Source organism: Rhodoblastus acidophilus (assembly GCF_900187365.1).
In the GTDB taxonomy this organism is placed as follows: Bacteria; Pseudomonadota; Alphaproteobacteria; order Rhizobiales; family Beijerinckiaceae; genus Rhodoblastus; species Rhodoblastus acidophilus.
In genome coordinates this window covers 51,381-69,221 of sequence record NZ_FYDG01000011.1, presented here as the reverse complement: position 1 = coordinate 69,221, position 17,841 = coordinate 51,381, and the positions used below count along the sequence as shown (strand labels likewise).

The window sequence follows — 17,841 nt, the reverse complement described above, 5'->3', positions numbered from 1 at the left end:
GCCGGGTCGTCCCGGCCGGGGCGGTTTCAAATCTTCAGGGCTCCGGCGATGCGGCGCGGCCAGATCGGAATGTCCTGCGCGAGCGTGGCGCCGTAACGCGTCTTTTCTTCCGGGCGGTCGCGCCGACGCTCGAAGGCGAGGATGCGCGTGCCCAGCCGAAACGCTTCCGATAAGTCGTGCGTGACCATCACCACGGTCAGCGGACTCTCGTTCCAGATTTTCTGCATCAGCGCCTGAATGTCGCCGCGTATGCCGGGATCGAGCGCGCCAAACGGCTCGTCGAGCAGCAGCACTTTCGGGCGGCGCATCAGCGCCTGCGCCAGCGCCAGCCGCTGCTGCATCCCGCCGGACATTTCCGCCGGATATTTGTTTTCGGCGTGATCGAGGCCGACCTCCGCCAGCAGAGCCCGCGCCTCCTCCTGCAGAACCTTGCGGCGCGCGCCGAAAATTTTTCCGAGCAGCGGCGCCTCGCGCAATTCGGCGCCCAGCATCACATTGCCGAGCGCGGTCAGATGCGGGAACACCGAATAACGCTGAAACACAATGCCGCGGCGGCTGTCGGGTTCGGCGGGCAGCGGTTCGCCGTCGAGCAGGATGCGTCCGCGCGTCGGCGCGGTCTCGCCGAGCAACATGCGCAGAAACGTGGTCTTGCCGCAGCCCGAAGGGCCGACCAGCATCAGGAATTCGCGCGAGGCGAGTTCGAAGCTGATGTTCTCCAGCACGATCTGGTCGCCGATTTCCTTCCAGACCTTTTCGACCTTGATCGCGCTCATGACGCCCTCGCCGCAGCGAACCAGGGGAAGGCGCGCGCCTGCACAAAGCGCAGCGCGGCGTCGGAGACGAAGGCCAGCAGCGTGATCCACGCGACATAGGGCAGGATCGTGTCCATGGCGAGATAGCGCCGCACCAGGAAGATGCGATAGCCGAGGCCGGAATCCGAGGCGATGGCCTCGGCCGCGATCAGGAACAGCCAGGCCGGGCCCAGCGACAGCCGCAGCGAGTCGATCAGGCGCGGCAGCATTTGCGGCAAGGCCACGCGCAGCACGATCTGCCATGTGCTGGCGCCCAGCGTCTGCGCTTTCAGGAATTGCTCGCGCGGCAATTCATCGACCCGCAGAGCGAGGTCGCGGATCATCACCGGGGCGCAGCCGATCACGATCAGCGCAATCTTGGACGCCTCGCCGAGGCCGAGCGCGATGAACAGGATCGGCAGCAAGGCCAGCGGCGGCGCCATCGACACCACCGCGACGAAATCGTGGAGCAGCGCGCGCATGACCGGCAGCACGCCGATGGCGAGGCCGATCACCAGGGCGAGGCCCGTGGCGAGGCCGAGCGCGACGAACAGCCGTTGCAGGCTGGCGAACGTGTCGACCCAGAAAATATAGGCGCCCGTGCGCGGATCGGCGTGAAACGCCAGCGTGCGCACGGCCTCCACCATGGCGGCGGGCGAGGGCAGCAGCTTGTCGTTGGGATTGTCCGCAAGCCGCAGCGCGGAAAAAACCAGATAGACGGCCGCCGTCAACAGGAACGGCAAGGCGATCAACGCCAACTCCTGCCCTCGGGTGGGTTTTCGATTCAACAGACGCATGGGTCAGGTCCTGTCGACGGCGGCCGAAATTCTTACAGCTTGCCCTGGGCGGCCAGCTTCATGAAGCTGGCGTCGAAGCGGAACTTGACGTTTTTCGCGTCGCCCAGAACTTTCTTGTCGGCCAGTTCGATGCCCACGGCGTCGGCGCTTTTGGCGTCCTTGCCGAGCAGCGCCTTGTCGAACAGGAAGCTGCGCACGTGGTTCATCGTCGCGCCGACATCCTTGCTCTCGGCGAAGGCGACGGCGTCGGCCGGCTTGGCGAACAATTTGGTCGAGGCGAGCTGGCTTTCGAAGCCCGCGAGATCGGTTCCCGAGGCCTTGGCCATGGCCTCCTTGGCGGCTTTGCCGTCGGCGCCGGCCATCTTGTCCATCGTCTCGTACCAGATGCCGGCCAGCGCCTTGGCGAAATTGGGATTGTCCTTGACCACCTGGGTGTTGGCGACCATCAGATCCATGATCTCGCCGGGGATCTGCGAGGAATCGAACACTTTTTTCGCGTCCTTGTCGCCCAGGACTTCCGACACGATCGGGTTCCAGGTGACGACGGCGGTGACATCGGACGTCTTGTAGGCGGCCGCCATGTCGGCGTCGGAGGTGTTGACCACCTTCACATCCTTCTCGCTCATTTTCACGCTTTCGAGCGCGCGGGCGAGCAGGTAATGCGACACGGAAAACTCGACCAGATTGACCTTCTGGCCCTTGATGGCGGCGAGCTTGTCCTTGCCCTTCAGGATCACCGCATCGTTGCCGTTGGAGAAGTCGCCGACGATGACGGCGGTCGAATCCACCCCGCCGGCGGAGGGGGTGGACAGCGTGTCCATATTGGTGATGGTCACGGCGTCATAGGCGCCGGCGGTGTATTGATTGATCGACTCGACATAGTCGTTGAACTGCTTCACCTCGATGGCGATGCCGTATTTGTCGGCCCATTTCTTGACGATGCCGGCGTCGGCGGCATAGCCCCAGGGCATCCAGCCGACATAGATCGACCACGCGACCTTGAAGCTTTTCTTGGGTTCGGCCTGGACGCCGCCGAGGCTCAGGGCGAGCGCCGAACCGGCGAGCAGAAGGGTGCGGAGGAAGGTCTTGCGCATGATGATCCCTCGAATCTGACGAACAGATTTTGACATGATGAGGGATCGGCAGAAACCATCGTACCGCCAATCCCTTGGCTTTACGAGGTCTCCCGGGTTTTTGTCCCGCCGTGGCTCCGAAGGATGTCTCCCTTCGGGCGGCGACTCTCGGACCAGCGTCTCTTAAAAAGACCGGAACCCTAGCCGCCAACTCTCCTCATAGGTTACGGCGACAAACCCCAAATGCCTAGTCGGGCGCTGATGATGTTTTCGGCAACAATTGCCTATAATTTAAGCATACGATGTGAATCGACGCGGCGGGATCGACGCCGCCTTTCCGCGCGCGGGGATGGCGGCGCAAACCGGAATCCACTTCGCTCGAAAACGCTTTAACATGGGGCATGACCGCAACCGCCAAAGACGGGATCGACGACCCGATGGCCGATACGCCGCGCCAAAACGCCATCGAGGCGCCATGGGAGGTTTCCGACCGCCTGCTGGCGTGCGTCGGCGCCGACGCGGGCGCCGAGATCGTGATCCGCGCCGCCGGTCGTCTCGCCACGCGGCTCAACGCGGCGTGGATCGTCGTCCACGCCGAACGCCCCGGCCGCGAGGAGACCGACCCCGTCCGGCTGAAGCGGCTCGACTCCGCCCTGCATCTGGCCGAGCGGCTCGGCGCGGAAACGCGGCGGCTGATCGCGGTCGACACGGTCGGCGAAATCCTGCGGCTCGCCCGCCGCGAAAACGTCACCCAGTTCGTCGTGGGCCGTCCGCGACAAACGCTATGGCGGCGGCTGACCGGCGCGGGTTTCGTCGCCGCCCTGGCCGAACGGGCGCCGGACGTTTCGCTGCATGTGGTCAACGCGCCGGCGCCCCCGCCGCGCCGCCGCGCGCTGGCGATCCCGGCGCCCCCGGCCCGGCTCTGGACCGGGATCGCGGCGGCCTTCGCCGGGGTGGCGCTGGCGGTGGGCGTCGGCGAGGCGCTGACGCTGGCGCTCGACCTGCCCAATCTGTCGATGGTGTTCCTGCTGGCGGTGCTCGGCTGCGCCGCGACCTATGGCCCGTGGTCGGCGGTGGCGGCGTCGTTGCTGTCGGCGCTCGCCTATAATTTCTTCTTCATCCAGCCGCTCCACACCTTAAGCATCGCCGAGCCGCAGGAGGTTTTGTCCCTGCTGGTGTTCCTGATCGTCGCGGTGCTGACGGGCTCGCTGGCGGGCCGCGTCCACGATCAGGCGACGGCGGCGAGCCAGCGCGCCGAGGCCATCGCCGCGCTTTACGATTTCTCGCGCAAGCTCGCCGGCGCCGCGCGGCTCGACGACGTGCTCCAGGCCTCCGCGACCCATCTGCGCCGCACGCAGGGCGACGCCGTCGCGCTGCTGTTGCCGCAGGACGGCGACCTCCAGTTGCGCGTCGCCTGCCCGCCCGACCGCGCGCTGTCGGCGGGCGAAGTCGGCGCGGCGCGATGGGCGTTCGACAAGCAGGAGGTTTCGGGCTGGCGCACGCACACCCTGCCCGATCTCGCCATGCAGTTCCGCCCGCTGCTCAGTCCGCGCGGCGCGGTGGGCGTGTGCGGCTTCACGCCGAAACAGCCGGACGCGCCGCTCGCGCCCGAGCAGGAGCGCGAACTCGCCGCCCTGCTCGAACAGACGGCGCTGGCCATCGACCGTTCGCTGCTGATTGGCGAGGCGGTGCGCGCCGCCGCGCTGGAAGACAACGAGAAGCTGCGCACCACGCTGTTGTCATCGCTGTCGCACGATTTGCGCACGCCGCTGTCCTCGATCACCGGCGCGGTGACCACGCTGCGGCAGCTCGGCGCGCAAATGCCGGAGACGGACCGCGACGACCTGCTGGCGTCGATCGAGGAGGAGGCCGCGCGCCTGTCGCGCTTCGTCGCCAATCTGCTGGACATGTCGCGGATTGAATCGGGCGCGTTAAAACTGCGGCGCGACCTGATCGAGCCGTCGGAAAGCGTGCGCGCCGCCGCCGAGCGCATCCAAAAAACCTTTCCCGGCTTCCCCATCGAGACCAGCGTGGCGCCAGACCTTCCTTTTATTGGCGGCGACGCGCAAATGCTGGAGCAGGTGCTGTTCAACCTGCTCGACAACGCGCATAAATATGCGGGAAACGCCGCGATCCACGCGCGGCGGGAGAAGCAGAGCGACGGGAGCGAAACCGTGGTCATCAGCGTCACCGACGACGGTCCTGGCGTGAAGCCGGCCGATCTCGCCCGCATCTTCGAGAAATTTTATCGCGGCGGGCGGCCCGACGGGCGCAAGGCCGGCACCGGCCTCGGCCTGTCGATCTGCAAGGGATTGGTGGAAGCCATGGGCGGAACCATCGAGGCGCAAAGCCCGGCGACGCGCCGGCGCGGCGCGCGAATCCTGCTGCGCTTTCCCGCCGCGCGGCTGAAGGTCGACCCGGCATGAACGCGCGCGTGCTGGTGGTCGACGACGAGGCCCCGATCCATCGTTTCCTCAAGCCCGCGCTGGCCGCCAGCGGCTATGACGTGCTGACGGCCGAGACCGGCCGGCAGGCGCTGCATCTGATCGCCACCGCCGCGCCCGACGTGATCGTGCTCGACCTGGGCCTGCCGGACATGGACGGCAAGGAGGTGCTGGAACGCGCGCGCGCTTTCTCGAAGGCGCCGGTGATCGTGCTGTCGGCGCGGGACCGCGAGGCGGAGAAGATCGCCGCGCTCGACCTCGGCGCCGACGATTATGTGGAAAAACCCTTCGCTATCGGCGAATTTCTGGCGCGGCTGCGGGCGGCGCTGCGCCACGCCGCAACTGCGGAAAAGGAGATCGCCCGGTTCGAGGCGGACGGCCTCAGCGTCGATCTCGACGCCCGGCTGGTCAGCCGCGACGGCCAGTCGATCAAGCTGACGCCGAAGGAATTCGACCTGCTCGCGGTTCTGGTGCGCCACGCCGGCAAGGTCGTCACCCACCGCGAAATCCTGACGCAGGTCTGGGGGCCGGCGCATCGGCAAGACACGCAATACCTGCGGGTTTTCGTCGGCCAGTTGCGGGCCAAGCTCGAACCCGACGCCGACGCGCCCCGCCTGATCCGCACCGAGGCCGGCGTCGGCTATCGGCTGTGCGCGGGCGAATGAACAGCGCCGTATCAGATGGTGACTTGCGCGCCCAGTTCGATCACCCGGTCCGACGGGATTGAGAAGAAGTCGGTGGCGTTGGCCGATTGCTTCGCCAGCGTGACGAACAGCTTGTCCTGCCAGACCGGCATTCCCGACGCCGGCGAGGTTTTCAGCGTCCGTTTGCCGAGGAAGAACGACGTCGTCATGATGTCGAACTTGTAGCCGGCCTTGCGCATCAGCGCCATGGCGGCGGGCACGCGCGGGCTTTCCATATAGCCGAAATGCAGGGTGACCTGGAGGAAATCCCCGGACAGCTTTCCGATCTCGAAACGGCAGGCCTCGGACACGCGCGGGATCGACTCGGTGACGATGTTCATGATCACCACATTCTCATGCACCACCTTGTTATGCTTGAGGTTGTGCATCAGCGCCGAAGGCGCGACCTGAGGATCGCCGGTGAGGAACACCGCCGTGCCGGCGACGCGCTGCGGCCTCGATTTCTCCAGCAGCCGGATGAGATCGGCGGTCGGAATGGAATCGCGCTGCGTCTTCTTGCGCAGGAGGTCGGAGCCGCGCACCCAGGTCCACATGATGACCATGGCCAGCGCGCCCATCGTCAGCGGCGCCCAGCCGCCCTCGAACACCTTGACCAGATTGGCCGCCATAAACGCCAGATCGACCGCCAGAAAGAAGCCGATCACCGGCAGCGCGACCCGGAGCGGCCAGCCCCATGAATTGCGCACCACGAAAAAGGCGAGGCTGGTGGTGACCAGCATGGTGCCGGTGACGGCGATGCCATAGGCGTTGGCGAGATTGTCCGAACTGCGGAACAGGAACACCAGCAGCAGCACGCCGATCAGCAGCATCCGATTCACACGCGGCACGTAGATCTGCCCTTCCGTGCTGGCGGAGGTGTGCTGGATTTCCAGGCGCGGGAGCAGACCGAGCTGGATCGCCTGACGCGACAGCGAAAACGCGCCGGTGATCACCGCCTGCGAGGCGATGACGGTCGCCGCCGTGGCGAGCAGGACGAAGGGAATCAGCGCCCATTGCGGCGCCATCAGATAAAATGGATCCTTGACCGCCTCGGGGTCGTTCAGCACCAGCGCGCCCTGCCCGAGGTAATTGCACACCAAGGCCGGAAGCACGAAGCACAGCCAGGCGATTTGAATCGGCTTGCGGCCGAAATGGCCCATGTCGGCGTAAAGCGCCTCGGCGCCGGTCACGGCGAGGAAGACGAGGCCGAGCGTGACAAAGCCCGCGGCGCCGTGGCCGAACAGGAAGCTCAGGCCCAGCAAAGGGTTGAACGCCGTGAGAATGCGCGGGGCATCGGAAATGTGGGCGACGCCGAGCACGGAGAGCAGGCCGAAAAACACCACCATCACCGGCCCGAAGAACGACGCCACCCGCGCGGTTCCGTTGCTCTGCGCCACGAACAGCGACACCAGAATGACCACGGCGATCGGCAGGACATAGGGCTGAAACGCGGGCGAGGCCGTGTTGAGGCCCTCCACCGCCGACAGGACCGAGATCGCCGGGGTGATGATGGCGTCGCCGGAAAACAGCGCCGCGCCGGCGACGCCGAGCACGAAAATCAGTTTCGAGCCGCGGCCAAGCGACTTGCGCGCCAGCGCCATCAGCGACAGCGTGCCGCCTTCGCCCTTGTTGTCGGCCCGCATCAAAAACGCGACATATTTCAGCGTCACCGTGATGAACAAGGCCCAGATCAGCAGCGAAACGACGCCGATCACCTCCGATTCCACCACGCCGTCGGCCTTCATGTGGTCGAGCGCGGTTTTCAGCGCATAGAGCGGGCTGGTGCCGATATCCCCGAACACCACGCCCATCGAGCCGAGCATCATGGTCCAGAACCCTTCGGGATGAGGGTCGGGGCCGGCGGGGACTTGCGGGAGCGTCGAGGGGGCGGAAACGGCAGACTCGATGGAAGGCTCTTCTAAGGCGTCTTGCGACATCAACGCATCCTGCTGGGCCTTTGTCGTGGCGGTCACGATCTGTTTTCCGCACAGTCGCACAAAGCCGCGTAAGGAAGCGATGTGGAATGCGATGCGTCCGCATAAGGAAAACATAAAGATGACGCGCGTCGCGCCGGCGGCCCATTAACCGGATTGACACTCAGGAATTGTATTTTGTCAATTAATACACCCAAAGGTTGCAACATCCCTCATGAGTTCCAGCGTTTCGTCAGAGCCTGTTCTGGACGCCCCGGACGCATCCGGCCTGTGCGGCCTCTGCGCCATCGCCGGCTACTACCGCATCGCCGCCGATCCCGCCCATCTGCTGCGGGAGCTCGCCCTGCACAAGACGGCCGCCGACGGCAAGGATCTGATGATCGCCGCGCGTTTCCTCGGCCTCAAGGCGCGCCTCACCAGCTTCGGCAAGCCCGAGCGGCTCGCGGGCATGCCGGTTCCCGCGCTGGTCGAACTCAAGACCGGCGGGTTCCTCATCCTCACCGGACGCACGCCCGACGCCCAATGGCGCACGCTCAACCCGATCACGCAAGCGCCTACGGATTTTGCGCTCGACGACCTCGCCGCCGCGATCAAGCCGCATGTGCTGCTGGTCACCCGCCGCATCGGCTTCGGCGCCGACCCCCGCACGTTCGGGTTCCGCTGGTTCCTGCCTTCGCTGTGGCGCTACCGCAAACCGTTCGGCCATGTTCTGCTCGCCAGCCTGTTCGTGCAGATCTTCGCGCTGGTGTCGCCGCTGTTCTTCCAGGTCGTCGTCGACAAGGTTCTGACGCAGCGCGGCTATTCCACCCTGTTCGTGCTGGTCGCGGGCCTCGTCGTCATCGGCGTGTTCGACGCCGTGCTGCAATATCTGCGCAGCTACGCCCTGACCCACACCACCAACCGCATCGACGTCGAGCTGGGCAAGCGGCTGTTCCGGCATCTGGCGAAATTGCCGGTCTCCTATTTCGAGACCCGCGCCACCGGGCAGACCGTGGCGCGCATGCGGGAGCTGGAGAGCATTCGCGGCTTCTTGACCGGACAAGGCCTGTTTTCCGCGCTCGATCTGTTGTTCTGCTTCATCTTCATCGGCGTGTTGTTCGCCTATTCCTGGAAGCTGACGCTGGTGGTGATCGCCACCATTCCGCTCTACCTGCTGATCGCCACGCTGGCGCGGCCGCTGCTGTCGGAAAAGCTCAACGAGAAATTCAATCGCGGCGCCGAAAGCCAGCAGATGCTGGTCGAATCCGTGGTGGGCATGCAGACCATCAAGGCGGCCGCCGTCGAGCCGATCATGGCGCGGGAATGGGAGGACCGGCTCGCGGCCTATGTCCGGGCCTCGTTCAGCGCCTCCATGCTCGGCGCCAAGGCGCAACAGGCGATCCAGTTCGTGTCGAAACTGTCGTCGGCGGCGCTGCTGCTGTTCGGCGCCAAGGCCGTCATCGACGGCGAACTCACCGTCGGCGAACTCGTCGCCTTCAACATGATCGCGGGACAGGTGTCGCAGCCGATCCTGCGGCTGTCGCAGCTGTGGCAGGATTTCCAGCAGGTGCAGATTTCCGTCGAGCGGCTCGGCGATATCCTCAACAGCGCGCCGGAACATGCGCCGACCATCTCGACGCCGCTGCCGCCGCCGCGCGGGCATATCGAATTCAGAAATGTCTGCTTCCGCTATCGTCCCAATGCGCCGCAGGTGTTGAAGAACATTTCGTTCGCGGTGTCGCCGGGGCGCTGCATCGGCATTGTCGGCCCCTCCGGCTCCGGCAAGTCCACCCTGACCAAGCTGGCGCAGCGGTTCTACAGTCCCGAGGAAGGCCAGGTGCTGCTCGACGGCGCGGATCTCGCCCATCTCGACCCGGCGTGGCTGCGCGCCAATATCGGCGTCGTGCTGCAGGAGAACCTGCTGTTCAACCGCTCCATCCACGACAATATCGCGCTCGCCAACCCGTCGATGTCGCGCGCGCATGTCATCGCCATGGCCCGACTCGCGGGCGCGGAGGAATTCATCAACAAGCTGCCGGAAGGCTACGAGACGGTGCTGGAGGAGCGCGGCGCCAATCTGTCCGGCGGGCAGCGCCAGCGCATCGCCATCGCGCGGGCGCTCTCGACCAATCCCCGCATCCTGATCTTCGACGAGGCCACCTCGGCGCTCGACTACGAGAGCGAACGCATCATCCAGCGCAACATGCGCGCCATCGTCCAGGGGCGCACCGTCTTCATCATCGCCCACCGGCTCGCCGCCGTGCGCGACTGCGACACGATCATCGGCATGTTCGACGGCCGCATCGCCGAAGCGGGAACGCATGCCGAACTGCTGGCGAAGCCGAACGGCCTCTACGCCTATCTGTGGAAGCTGCAAAACGCGACCGGCGACGAAGACGACGGCGCGACCGGCGCGCGGAAGGAGGTCGCATGACCGCCCGCGCCCTGCTGAACAAACTGCGCGCGGGACTGGAGCCGGCCCCGTCCCTCCCCTCGCTGACGCGCTACGACACCCATGCCGCCGACATGGAGTTTCACCCGGCCGACATCGAGATTCTCGACACCCCGCCCTCCCCCGTCCGCATGGCCATGATCGTCACGATCTGCGCGCTGGCGACCGCCGCGCTGGCCTGGAGCTATTTCGGCAAGATCGACATTGTCGCGGTGGCCCAGGGCAAGTTCAAGCCGGTCGGCGACACCAAGATCATCCAGCCGCTCGAAGGCGGCAAGGTCGCCGCCCTGCATGTCGAGAACGGCCAGCACGTCAAGGCCGGCGACATCCTCGTGGAGCTGGACCCCGGCGACGCCAGGGCCGACGAAACCGACGCCGCGGGGACGCTGGCGGCGTGGCGCGCCGAAGCGCTGCGCCGCCGCGCCGCGATCGACGCCGCGCCAAAAACCTCGGAGCCCGCCGCCATCGTCTGGCCCGCCGACATCCCGCCCGCCAATCGCGCGCGCGAGGAAAAAGTGCTCGACAGCGACCTCGCGCAACTCGCCTCGGCGCTGGCCTCGCTCGACGCCCAGATCGCCCAGAAGGAAACCGAACGCGACCAGCTCGCCGCCACCATCGCCTCGCAACAGGCGCTGATCGCCACGCTGCGGCAGCGCGTGGACATGCGCGCGGCGCTGGTGCCCAGCGGCGCCGGCTCCAAGGCGTCGGTGATCGACGCCACCGAACGGATGCAGAGCGAAACCACCGCGCTGAACGGCCAGATCGCCCAGCGCGCCCAGACCATCGCCGCCATCAAGGTTCTGACGGAGGACCGGCGCAAGACCATCTCGTCCTTTGTCGCCGAAAACACGCAAAAGCTCGCCGACGCCCAGCGCCAGACCGACGATTTCGAGCAGAAGCACATCAAGACCCGGCTCAAGTCGGGCCGGCTGGCGCTGACCTCGCCGATCGACGGCGTGGTGATGGGCCTGTCCGTCACCACCATCGGCCAGGTGCTGGGGAGCGGCGAGGATGTGGCGAAAATCGTGCCCGAGGGCGCGCGGCTGAAAATCGAGGCCTATCTCGCCAACAAGGACATCGGTTTTGTGAAAAAGGGACAGGCCGCCGTGGTGAAGGTCGACGCCTTTCCCTTCACGCGCTACGGCTCGCTGGCGGCGACGGTCGAGCGCATCGCTTTCGACGCCATTCCCGAACCCGACGCGCAGAACGCGGAGGCAGACGCGACCAAATCGAACCGCAACGCCCGGACGTTCGCGGGGGCGCAGCGGGTGCAGAATCTGGTGTTTCCCGTCACGCTCACTCCAGAGTCCGATCATCTCGCCATCGAGGGCGAGCGCATCCCGATGAGCCCCGGCATGACCGTGGAAATCGAGATCGCCACCGGCAAGCGGCGCATCCTCGAATATGTGTTTTCGCCGCTGGTGGAGACCGCGTCGAAGGCGCTGAAGGAACGCTGACGCGGCCCTCCGGAAACGCCGGCGAAACGTCTTGTTCACCACGCGGCGGCGGGCGGCGAACTCCCTAGAATTTTATCATCCGCAACAACCGGATCGGAATGACGGAGCCGCAATCTGGCCCGAGCGCGCCGAGCCGACGCCGCCGCTCGCGCCGCCGCCGATCCCATGCGCACGCATCGCGCGTCCTGCGTGGCGACCCAGCGGAGGCGCTAAGGCTTCCAACGCTTAGCGGACGACATGATGGCGTCTGGCGAGTCCCGTCCGAAATGAGTTCGGCCCCGAAGTTCTCCAGCCAGGAACCCACCGTCCATGACGTCCATTTTGTCCGGCCTGTCGGCCGCCCAGATCGCCGCCCTGTCCACCGCCCAGATCGCCGGCCTGACGGCGGCGGACATCGCGGTGATGACGACCGGTCAGGCCGCCGCGCTGACGACCGCCGAGGTGGCCGCGCTCTCCGTCAGCGCCGTCGGGGCCTTCAGCGTCGCCCAGATCGCGGCGCTGACCCAGGCGCAGATCGCCGGCCTCGCCGCCAAACAGGTCGCCGCGATCGGCGCGGCCAGCGTGTCCGGCCTGACCGCCAAACAGATGGGCTGGCTGTCGGCGGGCCAGATGTCCGGCTTCACCAACAAGCAGGTTCCCAAGCTGTCGACGGCCCAGATCGCCGCCGTGAGCGCCGCCGCGTTCTCCGGCCTGTCGGCCACTGCGCTGGCGTCTTTGACCGCCGCGCAGACCGCCGCCGTCACCGCCGCGCAGATCCGAGGGATGAGCAAGAGCCTGTTCCAGGCGATTCAAGTCAACGCGCTGTCGACGTCGGCGCTCGCGGCGGTCAACGGCGCTTATCTGTCGGCGGCGCAGATTGCGTCCATGACGTGGGCCACCGTCGGCAAACTGTCGGCCGACCAGTTCAAGGCCGGCGTCGCCGGCGTGTTCCACACGCTGAGCGCGGATCAGGTCGGCGGCGTCGCCGCCGCGCAGATCGCGCTGGTCCCGACGACGGAAATCGCAGCGCTGACCACGGCCCAGATCGCCGTCTTGACGCGGGCGCAGGTTCAGACGCTGTCGGCGAGCCAGTTGTCCGCCATGAACGCGACCCAGTTCGGCGCACTCAGGTTGTGGCTGTTGTCGACGACGCAGATCTCCGGCCTCACCGCGACCGAGATCGCCGCGTTGACGACCGCCCAGATCGGCACGCTGACGCTGGCGCAGATCGCCGCCCTGTCCACCAAGCAGATCGCCCTGTTCACCACGGCGCAGGACGCCGGGTTCCTGGTCGCCCAGCTCTCGGTCGCGCAACTACTGGCGCTGAAGTGCGGCCTCGCCGGCCTCACCAAAACGCAGGTGGCGCAATTGTCGGCGGCCCAGATCGGCGGCCTGTCGGCGGCGACGCTGACCGCGGCGGCGGCGACCTTCCTCGCTTCCTTGAACGCAAGCCAGATCGGGCAGATCTCCGCCGCCGCATTCTCCGAACTGTCAGCGACGTTGCTCAACGGCCTCACCGCAGCGCAGATTGGCGGGATAACCCAGGCCCAGACGCAGGCGCTGACGGCGACGCAGGTGTCCGGCCTGTCGACGGCGAAGCTGTTCTCGCTCAACACGTCCTGGTTCGGCGCCAAACAGGCGGCCGGACTCACCGCGTCGCAGATCGCCGCCATGTCGGTGGCGCAATTCGATGCGTTGTGCGGCCGCAATCTCGCCGCGCTGTCCGCCACAGCGATCAAGGCGATCACCCTTGACCAGCTGAAGTCGCTGACGGCGATTCAGGACGGCCAGTTCACCGCCGGCCAGCTCGCCGCCATGAGCGCGAACCAGCTCGCCATCGTGATGCGGCAGGACAATCCGATCCTCGCCGAGGCCAAGTCGTTCGGCGCCGACGGCGTGCTGACCTACGACGAGACCCTGAAGATCCTCCAGGACGTGGCGGCGGGCGGCGTCACCGCCGACGAGTTCGGCGCGCTGAAGACGCTCGCGGATCAGATGGGCGTGACCGGCGTGTACAAGACATCCGCCTATGTCGATCAGATCTTTGACGATGTGGTGCTCGGCAATTCCGCCAACGCCAGTTGGCATGGCGGCGGCGCCATTGCGCAGGCGCTGGGCGACATGACGGCCGGCACGTCGGAGCTGCAGGCGAACAGACTGATCGGCAAGTGGTTCCTCGGAACCGACCTGCCCGGCACGGATCTGTCCGCCGTGGGCACAAATCTGAAATCGACCTATGTCGCCTGCGCCTTGCCGCTGTTCGGCGCGAACGGACCGCAATGGTCCGACATCAACCAGGGCTATGTCGGCGATTGCTATTTGATGGCGGCGCTGGCCGAGACCGCCCTGCAGCACCCCGACACGATCAAGAACATGATCAAGGCGAACGGCAACGGAACCTATTCGGTCGACTTCATCGTCAACGGCAAGGACGACTACGTGACCGTCAACGCCGATCTGGCGATGATGCCCAGCGGCTACGCCTGGCAGAACGGCTCGAAACAGACTTTTGCTCACAACACGACCAACATGTGGTCGCAACTGATCGAGAAGGCCTATGTCCAGCTGGTCGAGCAGAAAGGGGTGACGCCGGGCATGACGCTCAATATCAACGGCAACGCCTATGCCGACATCGCCGGCGGCTGGAGCAATGCGCTGACGGCGGTCACCGGCCAGGCCTGCGACATCTACCGGGTCGGCCCCGGCGACCCGACCGCCGCCTTGATGACGACGATGCAAAACGCGTTCAACGCGGGCGAGGAGATCATGGTCGGCACCACCTGGTTGAACCTCAGCGGCAATCTGGTTGAGAACCACATGTATTTCGTCAGCGGGGTCGACGCGGCGAAAGGGCTGGTGCAGATGGTCAACCCGTGGGGTCAGGCCAGCGCATCGGCGAGCCTGTCGATGAAATTCTGGGAGCCGATCGCGGCGCTGGCCAACAATTACGCGGCCGTCTTCGTGACCGAGGGCAAGCCCGTGCATTAGCCCGACCGCAGGCGCCGACGTCATGCGCGACGGCGCGCTGTCGAGATGCTAAAGGTCGCCCGCGACCCAAGCCGCGACAGGAGCGCCGCCCGATGAGCCAACCCGTCCTCCCGCCCGATGCGGACGCACCGGCGCCGGTGTGGCTTTACGATGGCGCTTGCGCGTTCTGCTCGCGCTGGGTGCTGTTCGTGCTGCGCCGGGAGGCGGCGCCGCAGATTCGTTTCGTGGCGCTCCAGTCCGACGAGGGCCGGCGCCTCGCCGCGCGCCACGGCGTCGATCCGGACGCCACGGATTCGTTTCTGTTCGTCGAGCATGGCAAGGCGCTGGTGAAATCCGACGGCGTCGCGGCGGTCTGCGCGCGGCTGCGGCGTCCCTGGTCCTTCGCCGCCTTCAGCACTTTGTTTCCGCGCCCATTGCGCGACTGGGCCTATGACCTGATCGCGCGCAACCGCCATTTGCTGACCGGCAAGCAGACCTTCTGCATGGCGCCGCCGCCCGAATGGCGCGCCCGCGTGGTGGGGCCGGACGCCGCGCCGCCGCGGGATTTTCGTCCCTCTGTTTAGTTGACAATTCTACTATAATAATAGACTATTTGGGACGCTCTTTTTGACGGGTGTCCCATGACTTCATCCCCACGCCATTTGACTCTGGCCGCCTCCTCCACCGCGGCCGCGCCGTTGAACCATCCGGCCGCCGCGAAGGATTCCCTGTGGCGCAAGCTGCTCGAAGAGGCTGACGCCGCTTTCGAAGCCGAGCCCAATTTGCGCGCCATGCTGCGGCAGACCATCCTCGACCGGGATTCGTTCGAGGACGCGGTGATCCACCGCGTCGCCAGCCGCTTCGCCAGCGATTTCGTTCCCGTCGGCCAGATCGTCGCGGCGTTCACGGCGGCGCTGAAGGCCGAGCCCGCCATCGGCCTCGCCTTTCGCGCCGACATCAACGCCGTGATCGACCGCGACCCCGCCTGCGACCGTTTCATCGAGCCGTTCCTGTATTTCAAGGGTTATCACGCGCTGCAAATCCACCGCCTCGCCCATCATTTGTGGACGCGCGGCCGGCAGGATCTCGCGCTTTACCTGCAAAGCCGCTCGTCCGACCTGTTCCAGACCGACATTCATCCGGCGGCGCGCATCGGGCGCGGCGTGCTGCTGGATCACGCCACCGGTTTTGTCGTCGGCTCGACGGCGGTGATCGACGACGATGTTTCGATCCTGCAAAACGTCACGCTCGGCGGCACCGGCAAGGAGGCGGGCGACCGCCATCCCAAGGTGCGGCGCGGCGTTCTGCTCGGCGCCGGCGCGAAAATCCTCGGCAATATCGAAGTGGGCGACTATGCGCGGGTGGCGGCGGGATCGGTGGTGCTGCATCCCGTGCCGGCCCACACCACCGTCGCCGGCGTGCCCGCCAAGGTCGTCGCCTGTCATCAGGACGAGCCTTACCGCGACATGGATCAGGTGTTGCGCGACCTCGAATATCGCGCCTTCGCCTACGCGATCTGAGCGGCGGGAGCGCGCAGGAAATCATGACGGCAAGCGCCTTCCGCCCGATCACGGTCAGCTTCACGCCCAGCGCCCGGCTCGAGTTATACGCTTTCGTGACAAATGTTTATCGCGGCGCCTGGGGCGAGGGGCTGGTTCCCCTGATCTCGCTGGAGCCGTCCTGCCTTCACGCCGACCGGGCGACCGGCGCGGTCACGACGCGGCCGCCGGGTTTCGTCCTGAGCGCGACCCGCGTCGAAAGTTATCGCGGCGCCTGCGTGCGGACGCTGCCGCGCCTCGCGGCGCTGGAGGGCATGGCGTTCCTGCTGCAACTGCCGCCGCTCGCCGGAATCCTCGACCACATCGATTTCGACTGGCGCGGCGACCGGCTGCTCGCCCTGAATTAAGGTTGTTAAGGGTTGTTAAGGCGCCGGCTCTCCTCAGCGGCGCCCGCGCAAGACAGGCGGCGCCGAGCCTCAGCGGCGCCGCCTGTTCTGTTTCAGGCCGCGTCGAGCGCCTGGGCGATGTCGGCGAGAATGTCGTCGATATGCTCGATCCCCACGGACAGCCGCACATAGCCGTCCGACACGCCAGTCGCCTGCTGGTCCTCCGGCGACAATTGCGAATGTGTGGTCGTCGCGGGATGGATGGCGAGGCTGCGGGCGTCGCCGATATTGGCGACGTGATAGAGCAGTTTCAGCGCGTCGATGAAGCTCTTGCCGGCCTCCTTGCCGCCGGCCAGCTCAAAGCCCACCAAGCCGCCGTAACCGCCCTTGAGCACGGCGTCGGCGCGCCGGCGCGGCTCGCCCGACTGCACGCTGGGATGGATCACCTTGGTTACCTTGGGATGCTTGGCCAGATAATCGGCCACCGCCACCGCGTTCTTGTTGTGCTCGCGGATGCGCAGCGGCAGCGTCTCCAACCCCTGCAGCGTCTGGAAAGCGTTGAACGGGCTGACCGCCGCGCCAATGTCGCGCTGCAACGTCACGCGCGCGCGCAAAATATAGGCGATGGGGCCGAGCGGCTTGACCGCCTGCGTCCAGACCGCGCCGTGATAGCTGGGATCGGGCTGGTTCAGCAACGGGAAGCGGTCGGCGTGCTTCTCCCAGTCGAATGTGCCGGAATCGATGATGGCGCCGCCGATGGCGACGCCGTGGCCGCCGATATATTTGGTGGTGGAATAGACGACGATATGGGCGCCATGGTCGAACGGCCGCGCGATGATCGGCGCCGCCGTATTGTCGATGATCAGCGGCACGCCCAGTTCATTGGCGATCTTGGCGACTTCCGGGATCGGAAACACCTGAAGCTTGGGATTGGGCAGGGTTTCGGCGTAATAGGCGCGGGTTTTCGCATCGGTGGCGCGGCGGAAGTTTTCGGGATCGGACGGATCGACGAAGCGCGCCTCGATGCCGAGCTGCTTGAACGTGTTGGCGAACAGGTTCCACGTCCCGCCATAGAGATCGGTGGAGGTGACGAAATTGTCGCCGGCCTGGGCGACGTTGAGGATCGAGAACGTGCTGGCCGCCTGTCCCGAGGCCACCGCCAGCGCGGCGACGCCGCCCTCCAGCGCCGCCAGCCGCTTCTCCAGCACGTCATTGGTGGGGTTCATGATGCGGCTGTAGATGTTGCCGAGTTCGGCGAGTCCAAACAGATTGGCCGCGTGCTCCGTATTGTTGAACTGGTAGCTGGTGGTCTGGTAGATCGGCACCGCCACCGAAGTCGTGGCGGGATCGCTGCGATAGCCTGCGTGCAGGACGAGGGTTTCCGGCTTCAAGGTCATGGC

The 17,841-nt window shown here is 66.2% G+C and carries 13 protein-coding genes and 1 riboswitch; of the genes, 8 read left to right on the top strand and 5 right to left on the bottom strand.

What is annotated here, in order from left to right; translation table 11 throughout:
• Window positions 1–26: 26 nt before the first annotated feature.
• Genes CFB24_RS16950 through CFB24_RS16940 form a run of 3 tightly spaced genes read right to left on the bottom strand, consistent with a single transcriptional unit; the run spans window position 27 to window position 2,682 of the window.
• Window positions 27–773: an ABC transporter ATP-binding protein gene (locus CFB24_RS16950; protein WP_088521828.1), complete on the bottom strand. Its 747-nt coding sequence runs from the start codon at window positions 771–773 to the stop codon at window positions 27–29.
• A complete protein-coding gene (locus tag CFB24_RS16945; RefSeq protein ID WP_088521827.1) occupies window positions 770–1,588 on the bottom strand; it encodes an ABC transporter permease in 819 nt (272 codons plus the stop codon). Before CFB24_RS16945 ends, CFB24_RS16950 begins: the two co-directional genes overlap by 4 nt.
• A gap of 32 nt (window positions 1,589–1,620) precedes the next feature.
• On the bottom strand, window positions 1,621–2,682 hold the full coding sequence (locus CFB24_RS16940) for a putative urea ABC transporter substrate-binding protein (RefSeq protein WP_088521826.1): 1,062 nt from the start codon (window positions 2,680–2,682) through the stop codon (window positions 1,621–1,623).
• Between the two features lie 87 nt (window positions 2,683–2,769).
• Window positions 2,770–2,876: riboswitch (guanidine-I (ykkC/yxkD leader) on the bottom strand.
• 186 nt (window positions 2,877–3,062) lie between these two features.
• Here CFB24_RS16940 and CFB24_RS16935 point away from each other — a divergent pair.
• Both CFB24_RS16935 and CFB24_RS16930 read left to right on the top strand, forming a co-directional pair.
• Entirely contained in the window at window positions 3,063–5,087 is a 2,025-nt protein-coding gene (locus CFB24_RS16935) for a DUF4118 domain-containing protein (RefSeq protein ID WP_088521825.1), read from the top strand.
• Window positions 5,084–5,770 (top strand): response regulator, encoded by a 687-nt coding sequence (locus CFB24_RS16930; RefSeq protein WP_088521824.1) that lies wholly within the window; start codon window positions 5,084–5,086, stop codon window positions 5,768–5,770. Before CFB24_RS16935 ends, CFB24_RS16930 begins: the two co-directional genes overlap by 4 nt.
• A gap of 11 nt (window positions 5,771–5,781) precedes the next feature.
• On the opposite strand, the gene CFB24_RS16925 is transcribed toward CFB24_RS16930, so the two are convergent.
• Window positions 5,782–7,725, bottom strand: coding sequence for a potassium transporter Kup (locus CFB24_RS16925; RefSeq protein WP_088521866.1), 1,944 nt, complete (start codon window positions 7,723–7,725; stop codon window positions 5,782–5,784).
• A 211-nt stretch (window positions 7,726–7,936) separates the two neighbouring features.
• On the opposite strand from CFB24_RS16925, the gene CFB24_RS16920 reads away from it, so the two are divergent.
• From CFB24_RS16920 to CFB24_RS16895, 6 genes are all read left to right on the top strand, one after another.
• Window positions 7,937–10,135 (top strand): type I secretion system permease/ATPase, encoded by a 2,199-nt coding sequence (locus CFB24_RS16920; protein WP_088521823.1) that lies wholly within the window; start codon window positions 7,937–7,939, stop codon window positions 10,133–10,135.
• The gene (locus CFB24_RS16915) at window positions 10,132–11,610 is read left to right on the top strand and encodes an HlyD family type I secretion periplasmic adaptor subunit (protein WP_088521822.1); all 1,479 of its coding nucleotides are present in this window, start codon (window positions 10,132–10,134) and stop codon (window positions 11,608–11,610) included. Before CFB24_RS16920 ends, CFB24_RS16915 begins: the two co-directional genes overlap by 4 nt.
• Before the next feature lie 309 nt (window positions 11,611–11,919).
• A complete protein-coding gene (locus CFB24_RS16910) occupies window positions 11,920–14,577 on the top strand; it encodes a C2 family cysteine protease (protein ID WP_088521821.1) in 2,658 nt (885 codons plus the stop codon).
• Between the two features lie 92 nt (window positions 14,578–14,669).
• The gene (locus CFB24_RS16905; protein ID WP_088521820.1) at window positions 14,670–15,140 is read left to right on the top strand and encodes a thiol-disulfide oxidoreductase DCC family protein; all 471 of its coding nucleotides are present in this window, start codon (window positions 14,670–14,672) and stop codon (window positions 15,138–15,140) included.
• A 57-nt stretch (window positions 15,141–15,197) separates the two neighbouring features.
• A complete protein-coding gene (gene cysE, locus CFB24_RS16900; RefSeq protein WP_088521819.1) occupies window positions 15,198–16,076 on the top strand; it encodes a serine O-acetyltransferase in 879 nt (292 codons plus the stop codon).
• Window positions 16,077–16,099: 23 nt separating this feature from the next.
• Window positions 16,100–16,462, top strand: coding sequence for a hypothetical protein (locus tag CFB24_RS16895; RefSeq protein WP_088521818.1), 363 nt, complete (start codon window positions 16,100–16,102; stop codon window positions 16,460–16,462).
• 92 nt (window positions 16,463–16,554) lie between these two features.
• Here the strand turns inward: CFB24_RS16895 and CFB24_RS16890 are convergent, their stop codons facing one another.
• The gene (locus CFB24_RS16890; RefSeq protein ID WP_088521817.1) at window positions 16,555–17,838 is read right to left on the bottom strand and encodes an O-acetylhomoserine aminocarboxypropyltransferase/cysteine synthase family protein; all 1,284 of its coding nucleotides are present in this window, start codon (window positions 17,836–17,838) and stop codon (window positions 16,555–16,557) included.
• Window positions 17,839–17,841: the final 3 nt, after the last annotated feature.

Excerpts from the sequence above, each read along its gene's own strand:
- CFB24_RS16925 (WP_088521866.1), bottom strand. The coding sequence starts at position 7,725 with ATGTCGCAAGACGCCTTAGAAGAGCCTTCCATCGAGTCTGCCGTTTCC.
- cysE (WP_088521819.1), top strand. The coding sequence starts at position 15,198 with ATGACTTCATCCCCACGCCATTTGACTCTGGCCGCCTCCTCCACCGCG.
- CFB24_RS16915 (WP_088521822.1), top strand. The coding sequence starts at position 10,132 with ATGACCGCCCGCGCCCTGCTGAACAAACTGCGCGCGGGACTGGAGCCG.
- CFB24_RS16945 (WP_088521827.1), bottom strand. The coding sequence starts at position 1,588 with ATGCGTCTGTTGAATCGAAAACCCACCCGAGGGCAGGAGTTGGCGTTG.
- CFB24_RS16910 (WP_088521821.1), top strand. The coding sequence starts at position 11,920 with ATGACGTCCATTTTGTCCGGCCTGTCGGCCGCCCAGATCGCCGCCCTG.
- CFB24_RS16890 (WP_088521817.1), bottom strand. The coding sequence starts at position 17,838 with ATGACCTTGAAGCCGGAAACCCTCGTCCTGCACGCAGGCTATCGCAGC.
- CFB24_RS16895 (WP_088521818.1), top strand. The coding sequence starts at position 16,100 with ATGACGGCAAGCGCCTTCCGCCCGATCACGGTCAGCTTCACGCCCAGC.
- CFB24_RS16920 (WP_088521823.1), top strand. The coding sequence starts at position 7,937 with ATGAGTTCCAGCGTTTCGTCAGAGCCTGTTCTGGACGCCCCGGACGCA.
- CFB24_RS16905 (WP_088521820.1), top strand. The coding sequence starts at position 14,670 with ATGAGCCAACCCGTCCTCCCGCCCGATGCGGACGCACCGGCGCCGGTG.
- CFB24_RS16940 (WP_088521826.1), bottom strand. The coding sequence starts at position 2,682 with ATGCGCAAGACCTTCCTCCGCACCCTTCTGCTCGCCGGTTCGGCGCTC.
- CFB24_RS16930 (WP_088521824.1), top strand. The coding sequence starts at position 5,084 with ATGAACGCGCGCGTGCTGGTGGTCGACGACGAGGCCCCGATCCATCGT.
- CFB24_RS16950 (WP_088521828.1), bottom strand. The coding sequence starts at position 773 with ATGAGCGCGATCAAGGTCGAAAAGGTCTGGAAGGAAATCGGCGACCAG.
- CFB24_RS16935 (WP_088521825.1), top strand. The coding sequence starts at position 3,063 with ATGACCGCAACCGCCAAAGACGGGATCGACGACCCGATGGCCGATACG.